Genomic DNA, 22,701 nt, shown 5'->3' with positions numbered 1-22,701 from the left:
CGGTTTCATGACTGTTGCATTCACGGCAACACAGATTTGTCATGAAACACATTGATAGCCCCCTAACGAAAGACTCATGCTAGAGGGCTTCGCTCGGCCTTATATCATTCCGAATGATAGTTACCTTCGTGTCATTCGATTCGTTTGCTAACTACCCGCCGAGCATCATCCGCCCATCTTCAATACATTGGCGGATGCATCCATGGAACAATCACTCAAACATTTGCGCTTCCCGTTGGCTTTGTTGGCCGTGATGGTGATGAGCGCCTGCGGTAAAGCCCCGGAGACCGCCGCCACCATGCCCGCTGCAAAAGTCAGCGTGGCCAAGGTGCTGGAACAGCCGGTCAACGAGTGGGACGAATTCACCGGGCGCCTCGAGGCGCCGGAGACCGTTGAAATCCGTCCACGGGTCTCCGGCCAGATCGACGAAGTCGCCTTCACCGAAGGTGCATTGGTCAAAAAAGGCGACCTGCTGTTCCAGATCGACCCGCGTCCGTTCCAGGCCGAGGTTCGCCGCCTTGAAGCCCTGGTTGCTCAGGCCCGTGCCAATGCCACCCGCAGCGAAAACGAAGCCGGCCGTGGCGAACGTCTGCGCGCCAGCAACGCGATTTCCGCCGAACTGGCCGACTCGCGCACCAGCGCTGCACAAGAAGCCCGCGCCGCCGTGGGTGCACTGCAGGCCCAGCTGGACCTGGCCAAACTGAACCTGAGCTTCACCCGCGTGACCGCACCGATCAGCGGTCGCGTCAGCCGTGCGGAGATCACCGCCGGCAACCTGGTGACTGCCGACACCACTCCACTGACCAGCGTGGTTTCCACCGACAAGGTCTACGCCTACTTCGACGCCGATGAACGTGTGTTCCTCAAATACACCCAACTCGCCCGTCAGGGTCAGCGCGGTGCGACCACACCGGTGTACATGGGCCTGTCCAACGAAGACGGCAACCCGCACCTGGGTCAGATGAACTTCGTCGACAACCAGGTCAACCCCAAGACCGGCACCATCCGTGGCCGCGCCGTGTTCGACAACAGCGATGGCACCTACACCCCGGGTCTCTATGCGCGTCTGAAACTGGTTGGCAGCGGCACCTACAACGCCATGCTGATCAATGACGAAGCGGTCGGCACCGACCTCGGCAAGAAATTCGTACTGGTGATGGATGGCGACAACAAGACCGCCTACCGCCCGGTGGAACTCGGGCCGAAGATCGAAGGCCTGCGCATCGTGCGCAGCGGCCTGAACAAGGACGACACGATCATCGTCAAGGGGCTGCAACGGGTTCGTCCAGGCTCTCCGGTATCGCCTGAAGTGATTCCGATGGCCAGCGAACAGACCCTCGCTGCACTGGCTCAACAACGACAAGCGCTGGAAGCCAGCAACCTGCCCAAAGTCGCACCTGCCAAAGGCGCACAGGGTTCGGTTGTGAAACTGGCTGCTACGACCCCACGCGGTTAAGGGACGACAACTCCGATGAATTTTTCCCGATTCTTCATTTCACGGCCGATCTTCGCAGCGGTGCTTTCGCTGCTGATCCTGATCGCCGGCGCCATCTCGCTGTTCCAGCTGCCGATCAGCGAATACCCGGAAGTCGTGCCGCCAACCGTGGTGGTGCGTGCCAACTTCCCGGGCGCCAACCCCAAAGTCATCGGTGAAACCGTGGCCGCTCCACTGGAACAGGCCATCACCGGCGTCGAGAACATGCTGTACATGTCCTCGCAGTCGACCGCCGACGGCAAGATCACCCTGACCATCACCTTCGCCCTGGGCACCGACCTGGACAACGCCCAGGTGCAGGTTCAGAACCGTGTGACCCGCACCGAACCGAAACTTCCCGAGGAAGTGACGCGTATTGGTATCACCGTCGACAAAGCTTCGCCCGACCTGACCATGGTTGTGCACTTGACCTCGCCGGACAAGCGCTACGACATGCTGTACCTGTCCAACTACGCGATCCTCAACATCAAGGACGAGCTGGCACGCCTGGGTGGTGTCGGTGACGTGCAGCTGTTCGGTATGGGCGATTACTCGCTGCGGGTCTGGCTCGACCCGAACAAGACCGCTTCGCGCAACCTGACCGCCACGGATGTGGTGACGGCCATTCGCGAACAGAACCGTCAGGTGGCGGCCGGTCAGCTCGGCGCACCTCCCGCGCCGAATGCCCAGAGCTTTCAACTGTCGATCAACACCCAGGGCCGCCTGGTGTCCGAGGAAGAGTTCGAGAACATCATCATTCGCGCAGGCGATAACGGTGAGATCACTCGTCTGAAAGACATCGCCCGTGTCGAGCTGGGTTCCAGCCAATACGCCCTGCGTTCGCTGCTGAACAATCAGCCGGCCGTGGCGATCCCGATCTTCCAGCGCCCGGGCTCCAATGCCATCGAAATTTCCAACGAAGTTCGCGGCAAGATGGAAGAGCTGAAAAAGAACTTCCCGCAAGGCATGGACTACAGCATCGTCTATGACCCGACGATCTTTGTGCGCGGTTCCATCGAAGCGGTGGTTCACACCCTGTTCGAAGCACTGATCCTCGTGGTTCTGGTGGTGATCCTGTTCCTGCAGACCTGGCGTGCGTCGATCATTCCGCTGGTGGCGGTGCCGGTATCGCTGATCGGTACGTTTGCGGTGATGCACCTGTTCGGCTTCTCGCTCAATGCCCTGTCCTTGTTCGGTCTGGTACTGGCGATCGGTATCGTGGTGGACGACGCCATCGTGGTGGTGGAAAACGTCGAGCGAAACATCGAACTGGGGCTCAAGCCGTTCGAAGCAACCCAACGGGCCATGGGTGAGGTGACCGGCCCGATCATCGCCACGGCACTGGTGCTGTGCGCCGTGTTCGTGCCTGCGGCATTCATTTCCGGCCTGACCGGCCAGTTCTACAAGCAGTTCGCCCTGACCATCGCGATTTCGACGGTGATCTCGGCCTTCAACTCGCTGACCCTGTCGCCGGCTCTGGCCGCGGTACTGCTCAAGGGCCACGACGCGCCGAAGGACCGGTTCTCCCGAGTGCTGGACAAGTTGCTGGGGGGCTGGCTGTTCCGTCCCTTCAACCGCTTCTTCGAAAAGGCCAGCCATGGTTACGTGGGTACCGTGCGCCGGGTCATCCGCAGCAGCGGCATCGCCCTGTTGCTGTACGCAGGCCTGATGGTGCTGACTTTCTTCGGTTTCTCCAGCACGCCAACCGGTTTCGTACCCGGTCAGGACAAGCAATACCTGGTGGCCTTCGCGCAACTGCCGGACGCCGCGAGCCTGGACCGCACCGAAGATGTGATCAAGCGCATGTCCGACCTGGCGCTGAAACAGCCAGGCGTGGAAAGTGCCGTGGCTTTCCCGGGCCTGTCGATCAACGGTTTCACCAACAGTCCGAACGCCGGCATCGTGTTCGTGACGTTGAAACCGTTCGAAGAGCGTAAGGATCCGAGCATGTCCGCCGGTGCGATTGCCGGTGCCTTGAACGGCCAGTACGCCGGGATCCAGGAAGCCTACATGGCGATCTTCCCGCCGCCGCCGGTACAAGGTCTGGGCACCATCGGTGGTTTCCGCCTGCAAATCGAAGACCGGGGCAACCTGGGCTACGAGGAGCTGTACAAGGAAACCATGAACATCATCACCAAGAGCCACAATGTTCCGGAGCTGGCCAACCTGTTCACCAGCTACACCGTGAACGTGCCGCAGATCGATGCCGCCATCGACCGGGAAAAGGCCAAGACCCACGGCGTGGCCGTCAGCGACATCTTCGACACCCTGCAGATTTACTTGGGTTCGCTGTATGCCAACGACTTCAACCGCTTCGGACGCACCTATCAGGTCAACGTTCAGGCCGAACAGCAGTTCCGGCTCGAATCCGACCAGATCGGTCAATTGAAAGTGCGCAACAACAAGGGCGAAATGATCCCGCTGGCGACCTTCATCAAGGTCAGTGACACCTCGGGCCCGGATCGCGTGATGCATTACAACGGTTTCATCACTGCGGAAATCAACGGTGCGGCGGCTCCGGGCTACAGCTCCGGTCAGGCTCAGGCGGCCATCGAGAAACTGCTCAAGGATGAACTTCCGAACGGCATGACCTACGAGTGGACCGACCTGACCTACCAGCAGATCCTGGCCGGCAACACTGCATTGTTCGTGTTCCCGCTCTGCGTATTGCTGGCGTTCCTGGTACTCGCCGCGCAGTACGAAAGCTGGAGCCTGCCGCTTGCGGTGATCCTGATCGTACCGATGACGCTGCTGTCGGCCATCACCGGTGTGATTGCATCGGGCGGTGACAACAACATCTTCACCCAGATCGGCCTGATCGTACTGGTGGGTCTGGCGTGCAAGAACGCGATCCTGATCGTCGAGTTCGCCAAGGATAAACAGCAGGAAGGCCTCAGCCCGCTGGCTGCGGTACTGGAAGCCTGCCGTCTGCGTCTGCGGCCGATCCTGATGACCTCGGTGGCCTTCATCATGGGTGTCGTGCCGCTGGTGCTCTCCAGTGGTGCCGGTGCCGAGATGCGTCATGCCATGGGCGTGGCAGTGTTCTCCGGGATGCTCGGGGTGACCTTCTTCGGCCTGTTGCTGACGCCGGTGTTCTACGTCCTGATCCGCAACTTCGTGGAGCGCAGCGAAGCTCGCAAAGCGGCCAAGGCGAACAATCTTCAAAAGCCACTGGAGGCGCACCCATGAGTCTGAAAGTCTTCCTGCCGAGTCTGCTGGTGCTGGCCCTGAGTGCCTGCGCCGTCGGCCCCGACTACAAGACCCCGGCCACGGAGGCAGCCAACATCACGGCCGCCTCCGACGGTGCCGCCGGCCAGAAGAACTTTGATCGTTCGAAGTTCGAAGGCATCTGGTGGCAACAGTTCGACGATCCGACCCTTAACCAGTTGGTGACCCAGTCGCTGCAGGGCAACCGTCAGTTGCGCGTGGCCTTCGCTCGCTGGAAAGCAGCCCGGGCCATCCGCGACGATGTCAGCAACGATGCAATGCCGACCATCACCAGCCGCGCCAGCAGCAATCTGGGCAAGGGACAGATCCCCGGCCAGACCACCCGACGGGTCAACAGTGAACGCTATGACCTGGGGCTGGACATGGCCTGGGAGATCGACCTGTTTGGTCGCATCCAGCGCAACCTGGAAGCCAGCGAAGCCGATCAGCAGGCTGCCGAAGCCGATCTGTACCAGTTGCAAGTCACCATGATTGCCGAACTGGTGGACGCCTACGGTCAACTGCGCGGCGCCCAGCTGCGGGAAAAGATCGCCTTGGCCAACCTGGAAAACCAGCAGGAATCGCGCAAGATCACCATCAGCCTGCGTGACGCCGGCGTTGGCGACCAGCTCGATGTCGAACGCGCCGATGCCCGTCTGGCCTCAGTCGAAGCCAGCGTGCCGCAATTGCAGGCCGAACAGGTCCGGCAGAAAAACCGCATCGCGACCTTGCTGGGCGAGCGTCCGGACAAGCTGACCGTCGATCTGAGCCCGAAGGACTTGCCTGCCATTGCCAAGGCATTGCCGATCGGTGATCCAGGTGAACTGCTGCAACGTCGTCCGGACATCCTCAGCGCCGAACGCAAACTGGCTTCCGCCACGGCGCGTATCGGTGTGGCCAAGGCCGACCTGTTCCCACGGGTCAGCCTCAGCGGCTTTCTCGGCTGGACTGCCGGGCGCGGCTCGCAGATCGGTTCCTCGGCGGCCAACGCCTGGGCACTGGGCCCGAGCATCACCTGGGCAGCGTTCGACCTTGGCAGCGTGCGGGCCCGCTTGCGCGGTGCCGATGCCGACGCCGAGGGCGCGCTGGCGACCTACGAGCAACAAGTGCTGTTGGCACTGGAAGAATCCGAGAACGCTTTCAGCGACTACGGCAAACGCCAGCAACGTTTGATCTCGCTGATTCGTCAGAGTGAATCGAGCCGCAAGGCCGCCGATCTGGCTGAGATCCGCTATCGCGAAGGCACCACCGATTTCCTGGTTTTGCTCGACGCCCAGCGTGAACGTTTGAATGCCGAAGACAGCCAGGCCCAGGCCGAAGTCGATCTGTATCGCGGCATCGTGGCGATCTACAAGGCCCTCGGTGGCGGCTGGCAACCGGAAACGGTCGCCAGCAAGTAACAGGTTTTCAAAGAGCTCCTTTGGTTGGCCGCAACCAACCAATTTTTTGCCCCGCGTATCATTCGGTCGCGGGGCTTTTTTGTGCCTGTCTGTCGTGGTTTTCCAGAACGGTCACGGTGGCAGTCGTGCCCGCCCGGAGACGGTCCTTGCCCGCATAGTCAGGGTCGATGCCGATCCGCACCGGCACCCGTTGCGCCAGTTTCACCCAGGTGTAGCTGGGGTTGATGTTGGCCAGCAGCCGGCTGCCCGGCGCGTTTTCCCGATCGGCGATGGCGAACGCGATACTTTGCACGGTGCCGCCGAACCGCTCTCCGCTCATCAGCTCGATCCGTACGCGGTCGCCCTCTTCGATCCTCGGCAGCTTGGTCTCCTCGAAATAGCCACTGACGTAAAACGAATCACTGTCCACCAGTGCCAGCAATGCACTGCCGGCCACCGCGTAGTCGCCCTGCCGGGTCAACAGGTTGGTGACGTAGCCGCTGACCGGCGATTCGACCCGGGTACGCTGCAAGTCCAGCTCTGCCTGGGTCAGTGCTGCAACAGCCAGTTGCACGTTGGCTTCGGCCAGCCCCAGATTGGCCTGATTGCGCAGCAGGTCAGCCTGGGCCACGGCCACGTCGGTGCTGGACTTTTCCCACTCCTCACCTGATATCGCAAACCCCTGCTTGAGCGTGCGCCTGCGCCGTTCCTCGCTCTCGCGCTGTTTGAGCAAGGCTTCGCTGGCCACGATGGATGCCCGGGACTGCCCCAGTGTGGCCCTCGCCACTTCGACCGAGCGTTTGGCATGCTCGACGGCCAGGCTGTAGCGGGCCGGGTCGATTTCCAGCAGCAGTTGCCCTTTTTCAACGTGCTGGTTGTCCTGCACGGCCAGACTGACAATGCGCCCGGAAACGTCCGCCGAGAGTGTCACCACGTCCGCCCTCACCCGCGCATCCCGGGTCCAGGGTGCCCGGGTGTAATGCTCCCAGGCGAACCAGCCGAGCACGATGGCCAACAGCACCACCGCCAATGTCGTCAATCGGGTGAGCAATGTCTTCAAGGCCTCAGGCTCCCATCAGCAAAATCAATGTGGCACACACACAGGCGTACAGAGCGCCTTCGAACAGCGCTTCATGCCAGACCAGACGCAACACGCCAAGACGACGCAATCCCCAGTCCAGCAACAGAAAGATCGGGATGGCCAGAATCAACGCCTGGGCAATGGGCGGCAGGTAGACGCCGCCAATCTCGAAATCAATGGGCAAGGCCAGGTACTCCTTCAGGGACGTGGTGCTGCATGTACTCGCCATGGCGTTCAAGAAACGACACGACGATCAGTAACGCCACGCGCATACGAAAAACGGACCACAGGTGTTCATGGGTCGCGACATGCAGATCATCCAGCCCGTCGCCCAGTCCATGCAGTGTCGTCAGCAAGGGTTTCAAGTTGGCGTCCGGCCGACCGGCGACGAAACGCCCGGTCTGACGCAGGGCCGCCATCAATTGTTGGCTGAAGGCATCCGACAATAAGGTATTGGTCTGCATTTGCTGCCTGAGCTGGAAAGTGGCGACACCGAGTGCCACACAGCCGAGGCTGATTTCATAACGTCGCTGCATGTCCGGATCGTTCGCTGCCGGCAACAGCCCCAGCATCGTTGTCAGGCGATCGACCATGCGGCTTTCAAAAGCGAATTGCTGTTCGTCCGTGGCAGGCAGCCTGGTCAATTGATAGACCTGCTCTCGCGCTTCGTTGTAGAGCCGGCGTATCCGCAACACCGGACGGAACGGAAAGATCCACGCATACACGATCAAGGCCAGCATCGCCGCGCTGACGTAGGCGCCGGCGAACTCGAACCATTGAATGGCCGTGTTCTGGCCTGTGCCGACATTCTGGGGGCCCAGCATCAGGAAACTCGACAGCCCCAACCCCATCCCGATGCCTGCGGTAGCCGGACTGGCCAGCCCGACCGCAATCACATACAGCAACGGCGCAAGCAGCAAGGCCAGCCATTCGAAGTCGCTGACCGCCGGCACCAGCATGAACTGATACAGCGCCGAAACCACCAGTGCCAGGCCCAGCCCCCGGGCATAACTCTGTGCTGCGATCAAGGGGCGCGGAAACGTCGCCATCAGCGAACACAGGATCCCGACCAGAATCATTCCGCCACGGGCACCATCCCAGGCGGTTTCGATCCAGATCAGCCCGGCGATCAACAGGGCGCTGAAGGCGCGAATCGCGTTCATGGTCGCCAGGGTGAAATCCAGGTGCAAAGGACTGGACTGGCCACGGAACATGCAACTGGCCTCCCGCCCGTCCTGTATCGCCTCGCTCAGCTCGAGGATCTGCTCGATCTGTTGCAGCAGCCGCGCCTGCTCCCAACGCAGCGCCCATGCGAGGGAGCGCAGCGTCGCACTCATGTCCTCCGTCAGTTGTTCGGCCCTGTAGGCCAGTTGCTCGAACTGCTGTTGCAGAATGACCAGTCGATGCCGCGTCTCTTGCGGCAATGAACGTCCGTGGCGAGCCAGTTCATCGAGAAATGCCAGCTCATCGGCGCGCAGGCGCTGAACCTCAAGTGGCAGGTCACCTTCCCAGCGCTCGGTCAACAATTGACGTTGATGACGCAGGGCGGTCAGGCGCGAGGTGAGCAACATCAGTTGATTGCCCAGCAGCAATACCAGATTGTTGGCGCTGCGCAGGCGCGGAGCATCGAAATACAAATGTCGCCGCAGCCCTTCCAGGGCGCTGATTTCGCCGAGCAGCAGCATTTGCCGGCGCTGGAACTCAGCCTCGCTTTCCTCCGTACGGATTACTGCAGCGGCATGGGTGGCGACCAGTTTGATCACCTGATCGACTTTCGCGAAATAGTTGCGGGAAACCGCCTCCGGCCGGGCCGTGAGCAAGCTGACGATACACACGCAGGCCACCGCCAGCAGCGTTTCCGTTACCCGCGTGACCGCCAGCAAAAAGGTGCCGTCCTGATCCGGAATCGCCAGCAGCGCCACCACCACGGCGGTGTAGCCGCTCAGCACGAAGGCCTGAGAACTGGTGTAGCGCAACAGGGTGCCACCGGCGGTGCAAAGGGCCAGCCACAGCGCCAGGGTCGCAATGAAGGGCAACGGCGCCTGGGGAAAGATCGCCATGATCAATACGGCGACCGCCGCGCCGAGGGTGGTGCCGATGACCTGCCCGAAACTGCGTGCCAGTGCCATTCCGGCCAGTGGCTGGCTGATGATGACCACCGCCATGATCGACCACTTGGGCTGATCCAGATCGAACAGAAACGCCAGGTACAACGTGAGCAGTCCGGCCGCGATTGTGCGCAGGGCGAATAGCAATACCGCCTGACCTGGATGGATCACTGCCTTGAAGTAACTGAACAGGGCTTGCATGGACACGCTCATCGAAGGAGGTTCACCAAGCGTAGTCACTGCTTCAAGCGCTGGAGGGTTTCGGCAGGCGACAAATCCTGTAGGCCTATTCACCAAACGCGGTGGGTCGTGTCGGGCACAGTGTTTGACTCACGGCGTCGCCTGACCGAAGCTTGCTCCCTCTGCGTCAATGGAATGCTTCGGATACCTGCATGCCTCAGTCCCGCCGCTACTTGCTCATCAGTCTTGGCCTCGTGGTCATCCTCCTGATTGCCTGGCTGTCCCTGCGCAGCACCGCTCCGGTAGTGCCGGAAGCGATCAGGCATGGTTACAGCGAAGCGCTGTCTGCTGCCCGCTCCGGGCATCCGGGAGCCGCCAGGATGTTGTATCAGCAACTGGGACGCCCCGACCTGACCGTCAAACGGCGTGTCTGGCTGCATGCCGAACTGCCCAATTACCCGAGTCCTCAGGCCCTGAAGCTGGCCGATGCCGATCTGCAGAACCCGTCACCCGAAGTGCGAATGGCGGCGATCAGGAGCGTGACCGGTCTGGTGCCAGGCGGACAACGCAGCCTTCTGCTGGGTCCGTTGCTGGACGATGAGGATCAGGCCGTGCGATTTGCGGCGATCAATGCGCTGCTTGGCCTGTCGCCGGATCAACTGGGGCTGTATTTCGCGCCGTTGCAACAAGGCATCGACGGTTGGGAGCTGGCCCTGCAAAGTCAGCCGGAAAGCGCCGACAACTTCGTCCAGCTGGCGCGCCTGCATCTGCACAACGCCGAGCTCAAACAGGCCCAGGAGGATCTCGACCAGACCTTGCGCCTGGACCCCGGCAACCTGCCGGCGCTGGTGATGCAAATCGAGGTACTCGACCGCCAGGGCCAGAGCGATGCCGCCCGCCAACTGCTGGCCAGGCAACTGAAGGCCCAGCCCGACTCCGCCTATCTGCAACATGCTCTGGGCCTATGGCTGCTGCATCACGACCAACGCGAGTTCGCCCTGCTCGGCCTGTCCAAGGCCGTGGAGCTGGAGCCCGACAACAAGGATTATCGCTACGACCTCGCCACCACACTGCACAGCGCCGAGGAACTGGAGGCTGCGCAGAAACAATTGCAGGAGATCGTCCAGCGCCACCCCGCCGACCGCAAGGCCCGGGTCCTGCTGATCAATTACTGGAAGGAAAGCGGTCAGTTGCAGAATGTGCAGATTCTGCTGGCCCAGCTCGAACAGATGAACCCGGACGACCCGGCCCTGCAGCAGGGTCTGTGAGCGATAATTGACAGCCTCCGGACATCTCTGGCAATAAAATCGGAACCGTCACCCCGTCAAAAGGTCAAGTTAATCAGGCAGCCCTGAACGGCGTGCACCGCCGCTGCCTCGTTTCCCTGTTTATGAGAGGACATTTCTTGTCTACATCGAACGAGTTGATCAGTGCCAAGGCCGCCACCGGCATCGAAGGACTGGACGATATCCTGGCCGGTGGCTTGTCTCGTGGTCACGTTTTTCTGTTGGAGGGCGAACCCGGGACCGGCAAGACGACGATTGCGTTGCACTTTCTGCTGGCCGGTGCCCGTGCCGGTGAACGCTCGTTGTACATCACGCTGTCGGAAACCGAGCGGGAGTTGCGCCAGGGCGCGGCCTCCCACGGCTGGGCGCTGGACGAAAATATCGAGATTTTCGAGCTGACGCCGTCGGAAAACCTGCTCAACGCCGAGCATCAACAGAGCCTGCTCTATTCTTCGGACCTGGAGCTGGGCGAAGCCACCCGGCAGATTTTCGAAGTGGTCGAACGTTTCAAGCCGACTCGCGTGGTGCTCGACAGCCTTTCGGAAATCCGTCTGTTGGCACAGAGCTCGCTTCGTTACCGTCGACAGATTCTGGCGATCAAACACTATTTCGTCCGCTACGACGCCACCGTTCTGCTGCTGGACGACCTGACCGCCGAGTCCCTCGACAAAACCGTTCACAGCGTCGCCCACGGCGTGATTCGCCTGGAAGAACTGACCCCCAACTATGGGGCGGAGCGTCGGCGCGCACGGGTGGTGAAATACCGTGGCCAGAAATATCGTGGCGGCTTTCATGACTTCACCATTCTGAGCGATGGCGTACACGTCTTCCCGCGTCTGGTGGCGGCGGAACACAAAACCGACTACTCGCGAAGATCGATGAGCAGCGGCATCAGCGAGATGGACGATCTGCTGGGCGGCGGCGTCGAAGCGGGCTCCAGCACCTTGATCCTCGGCCCGGCAGGTACCGGCAAGTCACTGGTGGCCATGGTCTATGCCACGGCGGCGGTGGCCCGTGGAGAGAAAGCGGCGCTGTTCATCTTCGATGAAGAACTGGGTCTGCTGTTCAAACGCATGAAGGGCCTGGGCATCGATCTCAATGCCCTGCAGGCCACCGGCAATCTGCTGATTGAACAGGTGGACGCCGCGGAACTGTCCCCCGGCGAGTTCTCCCATCGCGTGCGACGTTGTGTCGACGAAGGCGAGATCAAGACCGTCATTATCGACAGCCTCAATGGTTATCAGGCTGCCATGCCGGAAGAGAACGCGCTCGTTCTGCATATGCACGAACTGTTGCTGTATCTGAACCGTCAGGGCGCCGCCACGTTCATCACGGTGGCCCAGCATGGCCTGGTCGGAGAGATGCAGGCGCCCGTGGACATCACCTATCTGGCCGACACGGTCATCCTGCTGCGCTACTTCGAAGCCTTGGGCAAGGTCCGTCGGGCCATTTCAATCATCAAAAAGCGCACCGGCAGCCACGAATCCACCATTCGCGAATACCGTATTTCCTCCGAAGGGCTGACCATCGGTGAGCCTCTGGACGCCTTTCAGGGCGTACTGCGAGGTGTGCCGACCTACCTCGGCGAAAGCAAACCGTTGCTCAAGGATGCCGACTTGTGACCCTTGCAATGCCGCTGACCGAACGGACATTGATTCTGACGCCACAGGGTCGGGACAGTCAGATCGCGTTGATGATTCTCAACGAGGCTGGCTATGGCGGCACGATCACCCCCGATTTCACCAAGCTCTGCCACGAGCTCGAAGCCGGAGCGGGTCTGCTGCTGATCGCAACCGAGGCCCTTCGTGACGCAGGTCTGGAGGGATTGTTGCTGTATCTGGAACAGCAACCGGCGTGGTCGGACCTGCCGATCGTTTTACTGACCCATCATGGAGGTTCCGATCGAAGCCCTTCCTCGCAGCTCAGTGAACTGCTCGGCAACGTGACATTTCTGGAGCGTCCCTTCCATCCTGCGACGTTGATCAGCCTCGTTTCCACCGCATTGCGCGGGCGACGACGACAGTACGAGGCTCGCGACCGCCTGATCGACCTGAGCAACAGTGAGCTGCGCCTGCAATCGATCCTGGAAACCCTTGAGCAGCAGGTCGAAGAACGCACCGCACAACTGCGCCATAACGAAGAAGCCCTGCGTCAGTCGCAGAAAATGGAAGCGGTCGGCCAGCTCACCGGCGGTATCGCCCACGATTTCAACAATATGCTGACCGGCATCATCGGCAGCCTTGAACTGTTGCGCCGGCGTCTGGCTCGCGGGCGTCTGGAAGACCTGGACAGTCTGATCGACCTGGGTGTGACTTCCGCCAACCGCGCCGCCGGCCTGACGCACCGCCTGCTGGCATTCTCCCGCCGGCAGTCGCTGGATTCCAAAGCCGTGCAGATGAATGATCTGGTGCAATCGATGGGTGAGCTGTTGCAACGCAGCCTCAACGAGAGCATCCAGCTGGACATGCGCCTGCACGATCAATTGTGGGTGGCCGAGGCGGATCCCAATCAACTGGAAAGCGCCCTGCTCAACCTGGTGATCAATGCCCGTGATGCGATGCCCGACGGCGGCAATCTGGTGGTTGAGACGGGCAATCAGGTGCTGGACAGCGACTTCACCGACGCTTACAGCAATTTGAACCCTGGCGATTATGTGGTGCTCAGCGTGAGCGACGACGGTTGCGGCATGCCGGAGAGCGTCATCAATCGCGCGTTCGATCCGTTTTTCACCACCAAGCCCATCGGTCAGGGCACCGGGCTGGGCCTGTCGATGATCTACGGTTTCAGCAAGCAGTCCGGCGGCCACGTTTCGATCGACAGCGAAATCGACCGGGGCACGACGGTCAGACTCTATCTGCCGCGCTTCAAGGGTGAATCCCTGCCCCACACGCCTGTAGATACGGAACAGATGCCCGAAGCGCAGGAAGGCGAAACCGTGCTGATCGTCGAAGACGACCCGGCCGTGCGTGTACTGGTCAGCGCCGTATTGAGCGAGTTGGGTTATGGATTTGTCGAAGCCAGCGACGCCGACGGCGCCGTGCCTATCCTCGATTCCGCGCAACGCATCGACCTGCTGATCAGCGATGTCGGCCTGCCAGGCATGAACGGTCGGCAACTGGCGGAAATCGGCCGGCAATACCGGCCTGAATTGAAAGTGCTGTTCATCACCGGCTACGCCGAGCACGCCGCGGTTCGCGGCGGGTTTCTCGACCCTGGCATGCAGATGATCACCAAGCCGTTCACCTTCGATCTGTTGACGTCGAAGGTGCGGGAAATGATCAAGAACTGAGGCGTTTGACGCCTCAGGCCAGCAATTCCTGAATCTTTTCCTGCAACACGTCCAGGTCGAACGGTTTCTCCAGAATTGGCGCCCGACGGGTGATCGGGCTGCCGGTCTCGCGGATTTCCTGCGGATAGCCGCTGATGAAGATCACCTTCAGGTCAGGGCGCAATTTGACGGCAGGTTCGGCGATCTGCACGCCGGATATTCCGCCCGGCAAGCGAAAGTCGGTAATCAACATGTCCAGATGCGGCTTGCTCGCCAGAATCTCGAACGCCTGCTCGCCGTTTTCGGCCTGCAATACGCGATAGCCCTGTCCCGACAGATAGTCTGTCAGCACCATCAGGATCACCGGTTCGTCCTCGACGACGAGTACTACATCTTGTGCATCTACGCTCATGGGAAGCCTTTGTTCGGTCAATAGCTGCTGATACGACCGTGTGGTCACTCAGAGGTTGCGTTTGTTTCGCCGTTTTCCTGGAGCGGCAGACAAACGCGAAACAGGGCGCCTTCGTTGATCTTGCTTTCGACGACGATGGAGCCGCCATGGGCGGCGACGATCTGCTCGGAAATGAACAGACCCAGCCCGAGACCGGCGACCACCGTCTTGGCGGAGACCCGTTCGAACTGTTGAAAAATGCGTTTCTGGTTCTCTTCGCTGATGCCGATGCCCCGATCCGCGACTTCCACCCGAGCCTCATTGCCTTCACGATAAACCCGGACCTTGATCGGACTCTTGCCGCCATAACGCAAGGCGTTGGTCAGCAGATTCGTGACCACCTGCTCGATACGAAACTCGTCCCAGTGCCCTTCTACCGGGCCGTCTGCAGTGAAGCTGACCTCGGTTTCGGCCGCTTCGATCTGCTGGGCGAAGTTTTGCAGCAGATTGTCCACCAGTTGCACGAGATCGAACCGGGTCGGGCGGATCGACAGTTTGCCGGTACGGATTCGCGACACGTCGAGCATGTCCTCGATCAGACGGATCAGGCTCTTGATCTGCCGCTCGTCGCGGTCGACCATGGCGTGCATCTTGTCGAGGGTGAACGCGGCGGCGTTATTACGGGCCAAATGCATTTTTCGCAACTGAGTCTCGAGAATAAGGCCGTTGAGCGGCGTGCGCACTTCATGGGCGACGATCGACATGAAATCGTCCCGCATCCGCACCGCCTGCTCCAGTTCGCCCTGGGTGCTCTGCAACTGTTGAAGCAACGCCTCCTGTTCGCGGCGACTCTGCTCCAGCGCTTCCACTTGTTGTTTCATCGCCTTGCTGTGGCGATAGAGGTCGACAAAGACATTGACCTTGCTCTTCACCGCATGGATATCGAGCGGTTTGTGCAGGAAGTCCACCGCCCCGCTTTCATAGCCCTTGAACGCGTAGTTCAGCTCACGACCGGCGGCACTGACGAAGATGATCGGGATGTTCTTGGTTTTCTCGGTGCCGCGCATCAGTTCGGCCAGCTCGAAGCCGTTCATGCCGGGCATCTGGACATCGAGGATGGCCATGGCGAACTCATGTTGTAGCAGCAGCGACAGCGCCTCGTCCGCCGACAGCGCTTTGTACACGGTGCGATCTTCTCGTTTGATCAGGGCCTCGAGCGCCAGCAGGTTCTCGGGCAGATCGTCGACGATCAGCAGTTTTGCCTGGATATTACTCAGCATGCGATTCGTTCCAGCTCGACAAGCAGACGGCCGATGCCGTGGATGGGAAGTATGTGATCCGGTTGATGAATTTTCAGTGCAGCCTCGGGCATGGTCGCCACCAGGGCGTCTTGCGGATCCTGAACGATGGTCAGCCCGCCGTGGCGCTTGACCTGCGCCAAGCCTTGCGCACCGTCTTGATTGGCCCCGGTCAGCAGCACGGCAGCCAGCGCCTCGCCGTAGGCATCGGCGGCGGACTCGAACAGGAAATCGATCGACGGCCGCGAATGATGCAGTCGGTCTTCCAGACTCAGCGACAGGCTGCGATCCAGTTCCACGGACAAGTGGTAACCGGGTGCGGCGAAATACACCGTGCCGGGCTTGATGTCCTGCTTGTCCATGGCCTCAGTGACTGGCAGCGCCAACCGCCGGGCAAACACCTCGGCCAGCTGGCTGCGTCGTTCTTCCGGCAGGTGCAGCACGATAATGATCGGCAGACAGAAGCCTGCCCGCAGTTCACCGAGCATCGTCATCAAGGCTTCGACACCACCGGCCGAGGCTCCGACCACAATCGCCTCCACCTTGGGCAGATCCACTGCACGGTTCATGATTTGCGGTAGATCCGTTCTTGTTTCACCAGAGGTTCGAACTGGTTGGAATAGCCGGAGAAATCCAGCGTTTCCTTGCTGCCCAGTACCAGAAAACCACGGTGACACAACGATTCATGGAACAACCCGAACGCACGATCCTGAAGTTTTTTGTTGAAATAAATCAATACGTTACGACATGAAATTAATTGAGTTTCGGAGAATACGCTATCCGTCGCCAGGCTGTGATCGGCAAACGTCACGTTCTCGCACAGGCTCTTGTCGAAAATCGCGTAACCATAGGCCGCCGTGTAGTAGTCCGCGAACGAACGCAAGCCGCCGGACTGTTGGTAGTTGGCGGTATAGGCACGCACGTTCTCCATCGAGAAGATGCCCTGCTTGGCCTTCTCCAGCGAGCGCGGATTGATGTCGGTGGCGTAGATGATCGTGCGATCGAGCAGACCTTCTTCGCGCAACAGGATCGCCATCGAATAGACTTCCTCGCCAGTGCTGCAGCCGGCAATCCAGATCTTGATCGACGGATAGGTCTTGAGCAGCGGCACCACCTCCTGGCGGATCGCCAGAAAGTGCGACGGATCTCGGAACATCTCACTGACCGGAATCGTCAGCAGTTGCAGCAGTTGCATGAAGGCGGTCGGATCATGCAGGACTTTCTCCTGCAACGCCGAAATGGTCGCGCATTCGAACTGGCTCAGCGCATGTTGCACCCGGCGCTTGATGGACGCGCCGGAATAGTCACGAAAGTCATAGCTGTATTTGAGGTAGATGGCCTCGATCAGCAAGCGCAATTCGATTTCACTGTTTCGTTCGGCTGGATAACTGCGTTCCACTAAATGCGTTCCATCTTCGGCAACCACACGCGAATCAGCGAGAACAGGCGATCCAGGTCGATGGGCTTGGCCAGGTAATCATTGGCGCCCGCCTGCAGACAGCGCTCCTGGTCGTCCTTCATGGCCTTGGCCGTCACCGCGATGATCGGCAGCTTGCGCCAGCGCGGATCCTTGCGGATTTCCATGGTGGCTTCAAAACCATCCATTTCCGGCATCATCACGTCCATCAGCACCAGATCGATGTCCTCGACTTCATTGAGTTTTTCAATCGCTTCACGGCCGTTACGACCGATCACCACGACTGCGCCCTTGGTTTCCAGCGCACTGGTCAGGGCGAAGATGTTACGTACATCGTCGTCCACCAGCAGCACCTTACGGCCTTCGAAGACCTTGTCGCGGCTGCGGGCGGTCTTGAGCATCTTCTGCCGTTCATGGGACAACTGCGATTCGACTTTGTGCAGAAACAGTGTCACCTCGTCCAGCAAGCGCTCCGGCGAGCGCGCGCCCTTGATGATGATCGAACGCGAATACTTGCGCAGATCGGCCTCTTCGTCGCGGGTCAGGTTGCGCCCGGTATAGACGATCACCGGCGGGAACGAGCAGATGTCCTCGGTAGACATGCGCTTGAGCAGTTCGTTGCCAAGCATGTCCGGCAGCTTCAGGTCGATGACCATGCAATCGAAGATCGTCGTGCGCAGCAGCTCCAGCGCGTCCTGGGCCAGGCCGACAGCGGTGATTTCGATGTCGTCGTCGCCGATCAGCCGGGCGATGCTTTCCCGCTGCAGGTCGTCGTCTTCGACCAACAACACGCGCTTGACCTTCTGGGTCAGCTTGGCTTCAAGACGCGCAAACACATCCTTGAGCTCTTCGCGGGTGGTCGGTTTCACCGCGTAACCGATGGCCCCCATGTGCATGGCCGCTTCGACGCGGTCTTCCACGGAAATCACGTGCACCGGAATGTGCCGGGTTTCGGCGTGTTCTTTCAAACGCTGCAGGACGGTCAGACCGGAGTGATCCGGCAGACGCATGTCCAGCAGAATCGCATCCGGGGCGAAGTCTTTCGCCAGGTCGTAACCTTCATCGGCGCCGTGGGCCACCAGGCACTGGTAACCCAGCTCATGGGCCAGGTCGTACAGGATATGAGCGAAGTTCGGCTCGTCTTCCACCACCAGAATGCAGCGCGTATCGAATGGCGCCTTGTTACGGTCGTCGTTGAAACGCGGGATTTCAACGGACGCCAGCGGCGAGACTTCCGAATTCGGTGCGGCCACCGGCGCGGGCGGTGCCAGCGTCAACGGTGCGAGCGCCTTTTCGGCCCCTTCGCTGTAGTGCTGCGGCAATACCAGGGTAAACACGCTGCCCTGCCCCGGTGCGCTGCTGACACTGATCGAACCACCCAGCAACGTCGCCAGGTCCCGGGAAATCGACAGTCCCAATCCGGTCCCGCCGTACTTGCGGTTGGTGGTGCCGTCGGCCTGACGGAACGCCTCGAAAATGCTTTCCTGCTGATCCGCCGCGATGCCGATCCCCGAATCGCGCACGATAAAGGCAATGCGCTCGTCCGGCTGGCCGGCGATGGTCAGGCTGACTTTGCCGTGCTCGGTGAATTTCACGGCGTTGGACAGCAGATTCTTGATCACCTGCTCCAGGCGCTGACGGTCGGTGAACAGCGTCATCGGCGCATCGGGCTGCAATTCAACGTCGAACGCCAGTTGCTTGTCTGCCGCCAACGGTTCGAACACGCTGCGCAGGCTGTCGGCCAGACGTGCCACGCTGGTGTTTTCCGGAACCACTTCCAGTTTGCCGGCTTCGACCTTGGAAATATCGAGAATGTCGTTGATCAGGTTGAGCAGATCGTTGCCGGCGGAGTAGATCGATTCGGCGAACTTCACCTGTTCGGCGCTGAGATTTTCCTGCGGGTTTTCCGCCAGCAGCTTGGCCAGGATCAGCGAACTGTTCAGCGGCGTGCGCAGTTCGTGGGACATGTTGGCCAGGAATTCAGACTTGTATTTGCTCGAACGCTGCAATTCTTCGGCGCGCTCTTCCAGCTGCACCTGGGCCTGATTGAGCTCAGTGTTCTTGCGGTCCATGGCATCACGTTGCTCAGCCAGGGTCAGCGCCTGTTCAGCCAGTTGCTCGTTGGTCTGCTCCAGCTCCACTTGCTGGGTTTCCAGATGCGCCTGGGACTCCTTGAGAATCCGCGACTGTTCTTCCAGCTCTTCGTTGGCGGTTTTCAGCTCTTCCTGCTGTACCTGCAACTCTTCGTTCAACTGCTGGGTTTCGGCCAGCACTTCCTGCAGACGCTGGCGATAACGCGCAGCCTCGATGGACGTGCCGATGTTGCCGGCAATCAGTTCCAGCAGCGCCACATCACGTTCGGTCAGCGGACGCAGGAAGCCCAGTTCGATCACACCGTTGACCCGGTCGTCATCGCTGGTCGGCACCACCAGCACACTGTGCGGCAAGCCTTCGCCCAGGCCGGAACTGACCTTGAAATAATCGGCCGGCACCGAATCCAGACGAATCAGCCGCGCCTGCTGCGCCGCCTGCCCGACAATGCCTTCGTCGCTATAGAGGGATTGTTCCTGCTGTTCCTGCTCACGGGAGAAACCGTAAGTCGCCACACGCTTCAGGCCGCCATGTTCTTCGCGCACGTACAACGCCGCCACGGCAGTGCCCAGGTATTGCGCACAAAATTGCAGAATATTGCGCCCCAACAGATTGAGCGTCAGTTGCCCCAGCACCTGCTCGGCCAACTCCGTCTGGCCGGTGCGTAACCAGGCCTGCTGCTCCAGGCGTTCGGCGCTGGCCTGCTGTGCAGCCAGATTGGCGCCGTAGCTGCTGGAAAGACTGAGCAGATCGCGACGGCCGATATAGGCCAGCAAACCGCTGATGCCGGCAATGAACAACAGGTACAGACTGATGCTCCAGATCGTGGTCCGGCGCACATCTTCGTTACGGGTGGTGCGTAACGTCTGCTCGGTGTCGATCACGTCTTCGAATTGCTTGCGGATTTCATCGGTCAGGCGCTTGCCGCGACCGGCCTTGACTGCACCCTTGTAGTCACCGCTGGCGCGCTGCAGGTCAATCATCGATTGTGCGTAGGTCGCCCACTCGGTCTGCAGCGCTTGCAGGCGACGCAGGCGGTCGGTCTGAACCGGGTTGTCGGCCGTCAGTTCCAGCAAGGTGTCGAGTGCCACGGCGATACGCGGTTTGGCGGTTTCATAGGGATCGAGGAAATGTTCATCGCCACTGAGCAGGAAACCGCGCATGCCGGTTTCCAGATCGACCGTGAGTTTCACCGCTTCGTTGGCGTTATTGATGACCCGGTCGGTGTGCTCCACCCACTGGATCGTCGACAACAGATAACTGATCAATGAAACAAAAAATACGGCGCTGATGACGCCGACGCCCAAAGGCAGACTGACGTTACGGCTCAGGAGTTTGCGAAAGCGTTGCTCATCAACCGAAGACGGAGTGGACATGTGGCAGCCTTGTCGAACTGTCGAAAACCAGGGAGTTTGCCCCAAAACGGCGGCATGGATCCATTTTTCTCACAGTGTTAGCACTGTTTTCTCATATTTGCCTGCACCGAATCGCCAGCCAACGGTTATCCTGCCTGCCCGTCTGCCGCTGTTCTTTTTTGTATCCATTCGGGAACTTGTGGCCATGCGCCACTTACTCATGCAAGAGCCCGGCAAAATCCTTCGACCGGCGCCATCGCCCCCCCTTTCTTGAGAGCCGCCACTATGTCCACCGCCACACCCACCATCCTTGTAGTAGAAGACGACACCATAGTGCGCATGCTGATCGTCGACGTGCTGGAGGAACTGGACTTCAAGGTGCTGGAAGCTGATGGCAGCGAACAGGCCCTGGCGATCATTCAGGATGTGAATCAGCACATCGATCTGATGATGACCGACGTCGGGTTGCCGATCATGGATGGTCGTCAACTGGCCAGCGAAGCGCGCAACGTGCGTCCGGCCCTGCCGATTCTGTTCGCCAGCGGCTATGCCGAGACCATTGAAGTGCCGGCGGATATGCACGTGATCGGCAAACCGTTCTCGATCGATCAATTGCGCGACAAGGTGAAAAGCATTCTGAATCAACAGTGACACACCGCGTCTCAGCGCGGATTCATCCTCGGGATATGTTTTAATCCGCGCGTTTTTTCTCTTCTCTCTCGTTCTTCAGGAAACACCTTTTCATGAGTCAGCCCGCAACCAAAGTCCTCGTCATTGGTTACGTCTGGCCGGAACCCCGTTCGTCCGCGGCGAGCGGGCACGTCATGCAGATTCTCGATACCTTTTTGCAGCAGGGCTGGGACATTACGTTTGCCAGCCCTGCGGGCGTCGGCGAACATCCGGCCGATCTTGCCGAACTGGGCATCCGCACGGTTCCGATCGAATTGAACAACAGCAGTTTCGATGTCTTCGTCAGCGAGCTGGCGCCGGATATCGTGCTGTTCGACCAGTTCATGATCGAAGAACAGTTCGGCTGGCGCGTGGAAAAGCACTGTCCCGATGCCCTGCGCGTTCTGGAAACTTCGGACTTGCAGAGCCTGCGCCACGCACGTCATCAGCGCTTGAAAGATCGGCTGAAGGCCAGCGACGACGCAGATGACTTCCACCCACTGTTCGCGCCTGCACTGCGCGAAGAATTCGAACGGATGGCAGACACCGATCTGGCCAAACGCGAGATTGCCGCCCTTTACCGCTGCGATCTGAACCTGATGATTTCACCGGTGGAAATCGAGTTGCTGGTGCAGCAGTTCAACTTGCCGCGCCATTTATTGCACTGGTGTCCGTTGATGGTCGAACCACCAACCACGCCGGCGAAAGCCTATGAAGATCGCGCGCACTTTCTGAGCATCGGCAACTTCCGCCACGCCCCCAACTGGGACGCGGTTCTATGGTTGAAGTCGACCGTCTGGCCGCTGATCCGCGAACAGCTGCCGAAAGCGCAACTGCACATCTACGGCGCCTACACGCCGCCCAAGGCCGCTGCGCTGCACAATGCCGCGCAGGGTTTTCACATCATGAACTGGGCCGAGGATGCATTGCAGGTCATGTCCGACGCGCGTGTCTGCCTCGCGCCCTTGCGCTTCGGCGCGGGAATCAAGGGCAAACTGATCGATGCCATGCTCTGCGGAACGCCGAGTGTCACCACGCCGATCGGCGCTGAAGGCATGCACACCGATCAGCCCTGGCCGGGCGCCATTTGTCGTACGGCGCAGGAGCTGGCCAATGCTGCCGTCGAGCTGTATCGCGACGAGGCCCGATGGCAGACAGCCCGGTCTCAGGGGCAGGCGCTGCTCAGTCAGGTCTACCCGCAGTCCGTCCATGGACCGGCATTGATCAACAAGCTGCAAGAGTGTCGCAACAATATTGTTCAACTAAGACGTGACAACTTTATCGGCAGCATGTTGCGTCACCACGCTCACAAGAGCACGCAATACATGGCCCAATGGATTGAAGCCAAGAACCAGCACAAATAACTTTCTTGAAACCTGCAAAAACAATAGCCAACAACTTGCATCAATCCCGGCATCGTCAATTCAGCTAACGGACTTTATAAACATCCTGCCCGCGCTGCCTGCATGTTTTATATGCGCAGCGCATTAATCGAAA

General features: G+C 60.0%; 16 protein-coding genes. 8 read left to right on the top strand and 8 right to left on the bottom strand.

The features are described 5' to 3' along the window. Positions 1 to 202 precede the first annotated feature (202 nt). Genes mexE through NWV16_RS13740 form a run of 3 tightly spaced genes read left to right on the top strand, consistent with a single transcriptional unit; the run spans position 203 to position 6,081 of the window. Complete coding sequence (mexE, locus tag NWV16_RS13750) at positions 203 to 1,456, top strand: multidrug efflux RND transporter periplasmic adaptor subunit MexE (protein ID WP_260519471.1); 1,254 nt, start codon at positions 203 to 205, stop codon at positions 1,454 to 1,456. 15 nt (positions 1,457 to 1,471) lie between these two features. Next, positions 1,472 to 4,663, top strand: coding sequence for an efflux RND transporter permease subunit (locus NWV16_RS13745; RefSeq protein WP_260519470.1), 3,192 nt, complete (start codon positions 1,472 to 1,474; stop codon positions 4,661 to 4,663). Continuing rightward, positions 4,660 to 6,081, top strand: a complete 1,422-nt coding sequence (locus tag NWV16_RS13740) for an efflux transporter outer membrane subunit (RefSeq protein ID WP_260519469.1) — start codon at positions 4,660 to 4,662, stop codon at positions 6,079 to 6,081. Before NWV16_RS13745 ends, NWV16_RS13740 begins: the two co-directional genes overlap by 4 nt. Positions 6,082 to 6,139: 58 nt before the next feature. Here the strand turns inward: NWV16_RS13740 and NWV16_RS13735 are convergent, their stop codons facing one another. Genes NWV16_RS13735 through NWV16_RS13725 form a run of 3 tightly spaced genes read right to left on the bottom strand, consistent with a single transcriptional unit; the run spans position 6,140 to position 9,450 of the window. Further along, complete coding sequence (locus NWV16_RS13735) at positions 6,140 to 7,120, bottom strand: HlyD family secretion protein (RefSeq protein WP_065257898.1); 981 nt, start codon at positions 7,118 to 7,120, stop codon at positions 6,140 to 6,142. A 4-nt stretch (positions 7,121 to 7,124) separates the two neighbouring features. Further along, on the bottom strand, positions 7,125 to 7,325 hold the full coding sequence (locus NWV16_RS13730) for a DUF1656 domain-containing protein (RefSeq protein WP_260519468.1): 201 nt from the start codon (positions 7,323 to 7,325) through the stop codon (positions 7,125 to 7,127). Beyond that, positions 7,315 to 9,450 carry an FUSC family protein gene (locus NWV16_RS13725; protein WP_260519467.1) on the bottom strand — a complete coding sequence of 712 codons (2,136 nt, stop codon included), beginning with the start codon at positions 9,448 to 9,450 and terminating at the stop codon, positions 7,315 to 7,317. The genes NWV16_RS13730 and NWV16_RS13725 overlap by 11 nt, the downstream gene beginning before the upstream one ends. 191 nt (positions 9,451 to 9,641) lie before the next feature. On the opposite strand from NWV16_RS13725, the gene NWV16_RS13720 reads away from it, so the two are divergent. From NWV16_RS13720 to NWV16_RS13710, 3 genes are all read left to right on the top strand, one after another. Further along, positions 9,642 to 10,697, top strand: coding sequence for a tetratricopeptide repeat protein (locus NWV16_RS13720; RefSeq protein WP_260519466.1), 1,056 nt, complete (start codon positions 9,642 to 9,644; stop codon positions 10,695 to 10,697). Positions 10,698 to 10,834: 137 nt separating this feature from the next. Then, positions 10,835 to 12,337 carry an ATPase domain-containing protein gene (locus NWV16_RS13715; RefSeq protein ID WP_260519465.1) on the top strand — a complete coding sequence of 501 codons (1,503 nt, stop codon included), beginning with the start codon at positions 10,835 to 10,837 and terminating at the stop codon, positions 12,335 to 12,337. Then, complete coding sequence (locus NWV16_RS13710; protein WP_260519464.1) at positions 12,334 to 14,004, top strand: ATP-binding protein; 1,671 nt, start codon at positions 12,334 to 12,336, stop codon at positions 14,002 to 14,004. The genes NWV16_RS13715 and NWV16_RS13710 overlap by 4 nt, the downstream gene beginning before the upstream one ends. A 13-nt stretch (positions 14,005 to 14,017) precedes the next feature. Here NWV16_RS13710 and NWV16_RS13705 read toward each other — a convergent pair whose 3' ends face one another. The 5 genes from NWV16_RS13705 to NWV16_RS13685 are packed head-to-tail and all read right to left on the bottom strand — an operon-like array spanning position 14,018 to position 20,556. Further along, positions 14,018 to 14,395: a response regulator gene (locus NWV16_RS13705; protein WP_007954537.1), complete on the bottom strand. Its 378-nt coding sequence runs from the start codon at positions 14,393 to 14,395 to the stop codon at positions 14,018 to 14,020. 44 nt (positions 14,396 to 14,439) lie between these two features. Beyond that, entirely contained in the window at positions 14,440 to 15,654 is a 1,215-nt protein-coding gene (locus NWV16_RS13700) for a hybrid sensor histidine kinase/response regulator (RefSeq protein WP_260519463.1), read from the bottom strand. Next, positions 15,648 to 16,241, bottom strand: a complete 594-nt coding sequence (locus NWV16_RS13695; protein ID WP_260519462.1) for a chemotaxis protein CheB — start codon at positions 16,239 to 16,241, stop codon at positions 15,648 to 15,650. The genes NWV16_RS13700 and NWV16_RS13695 overlap by 7 nt, the downstream gene beginning before the upstream one ends. Further along, positions 16,238 to 17,071, bottom strand: a complete 834-nt coding sequence (locus NWV16_RS13690) for a protein-glutamate O-methyltransferase CheR (protein WP_260519461.1) — start codon at positions 17,069 to 17,071, stop codon at positions 16,238 to 16,240. The genes NWV16_RS13695 and NWV16_RS13690 overlap by 4 nt, the downstream gene beginning before the upstream one ends. After that, positions 17,071 to 20,556: a response regulator gene (locus tag NWV16_RS13685; RefSeq protein WP_260519460.1), complete on the bottom strand. Its 3,486-nt coding sequence runs from the start codon at positions 20,554 to 20,556 to the stop codon at positions 17,071 to 17,073. Before NWV16_RS13685 ends, NWV16_RS13690 begins: the two co-directional genes overlap by 1 nt. Positions 20,557 to 20,820: 264 nt before the next feature. Between NWV16_RS13685 and NWV16_RS13680 the strand changes: the two genes are divergently transcribed. Together NWV16_RS13680 and NWV16_RS13675 are read left to right on the top strand one after the other, a co-directional pair. Further along, positions 20,821 to 21,186 carry a response regulator gene (locus NWV16_RS13680; RefSeq protein WP_260519459.1) on the top strand — a complete coding sequence of 122 codons (366 nt, stop codon included), beginning with the start codon at positions 20,821 to 20,823 and terminating at the stop codon, positions 21,184 to 21,186. Positions 21,187 to 21,278: 92 nt separating this feature from the next. Then, positions 21,279 to 22,568 (top strand): glycosyltransferase family 4 protein, encoded by a 1,290-nt coding sequence (locus tag NWV16_RS13675; protein WP_260519458.1) that lies wholly within the window; start codon positions 21,279 to 21,281, stop codon positions 22,566 to 22,568. Positions 22,569 to 22,701 lie beyond the last annotated feature (133 nt).

It is taken from the genome of Pseudomonas sp. BW7P1 (assembly GCF_024981055.1).
Lineage (GTDB): Bacteria > Pseudomonadota > Gammaproteobacteria > Pseudomonadales > Pseudomonadaceae > Aquipseudomonas > Aquipseudomonas bananamidigenes.
This window is presented reverse-complemented; position numbering and strand designations above follow the sequence as displayed.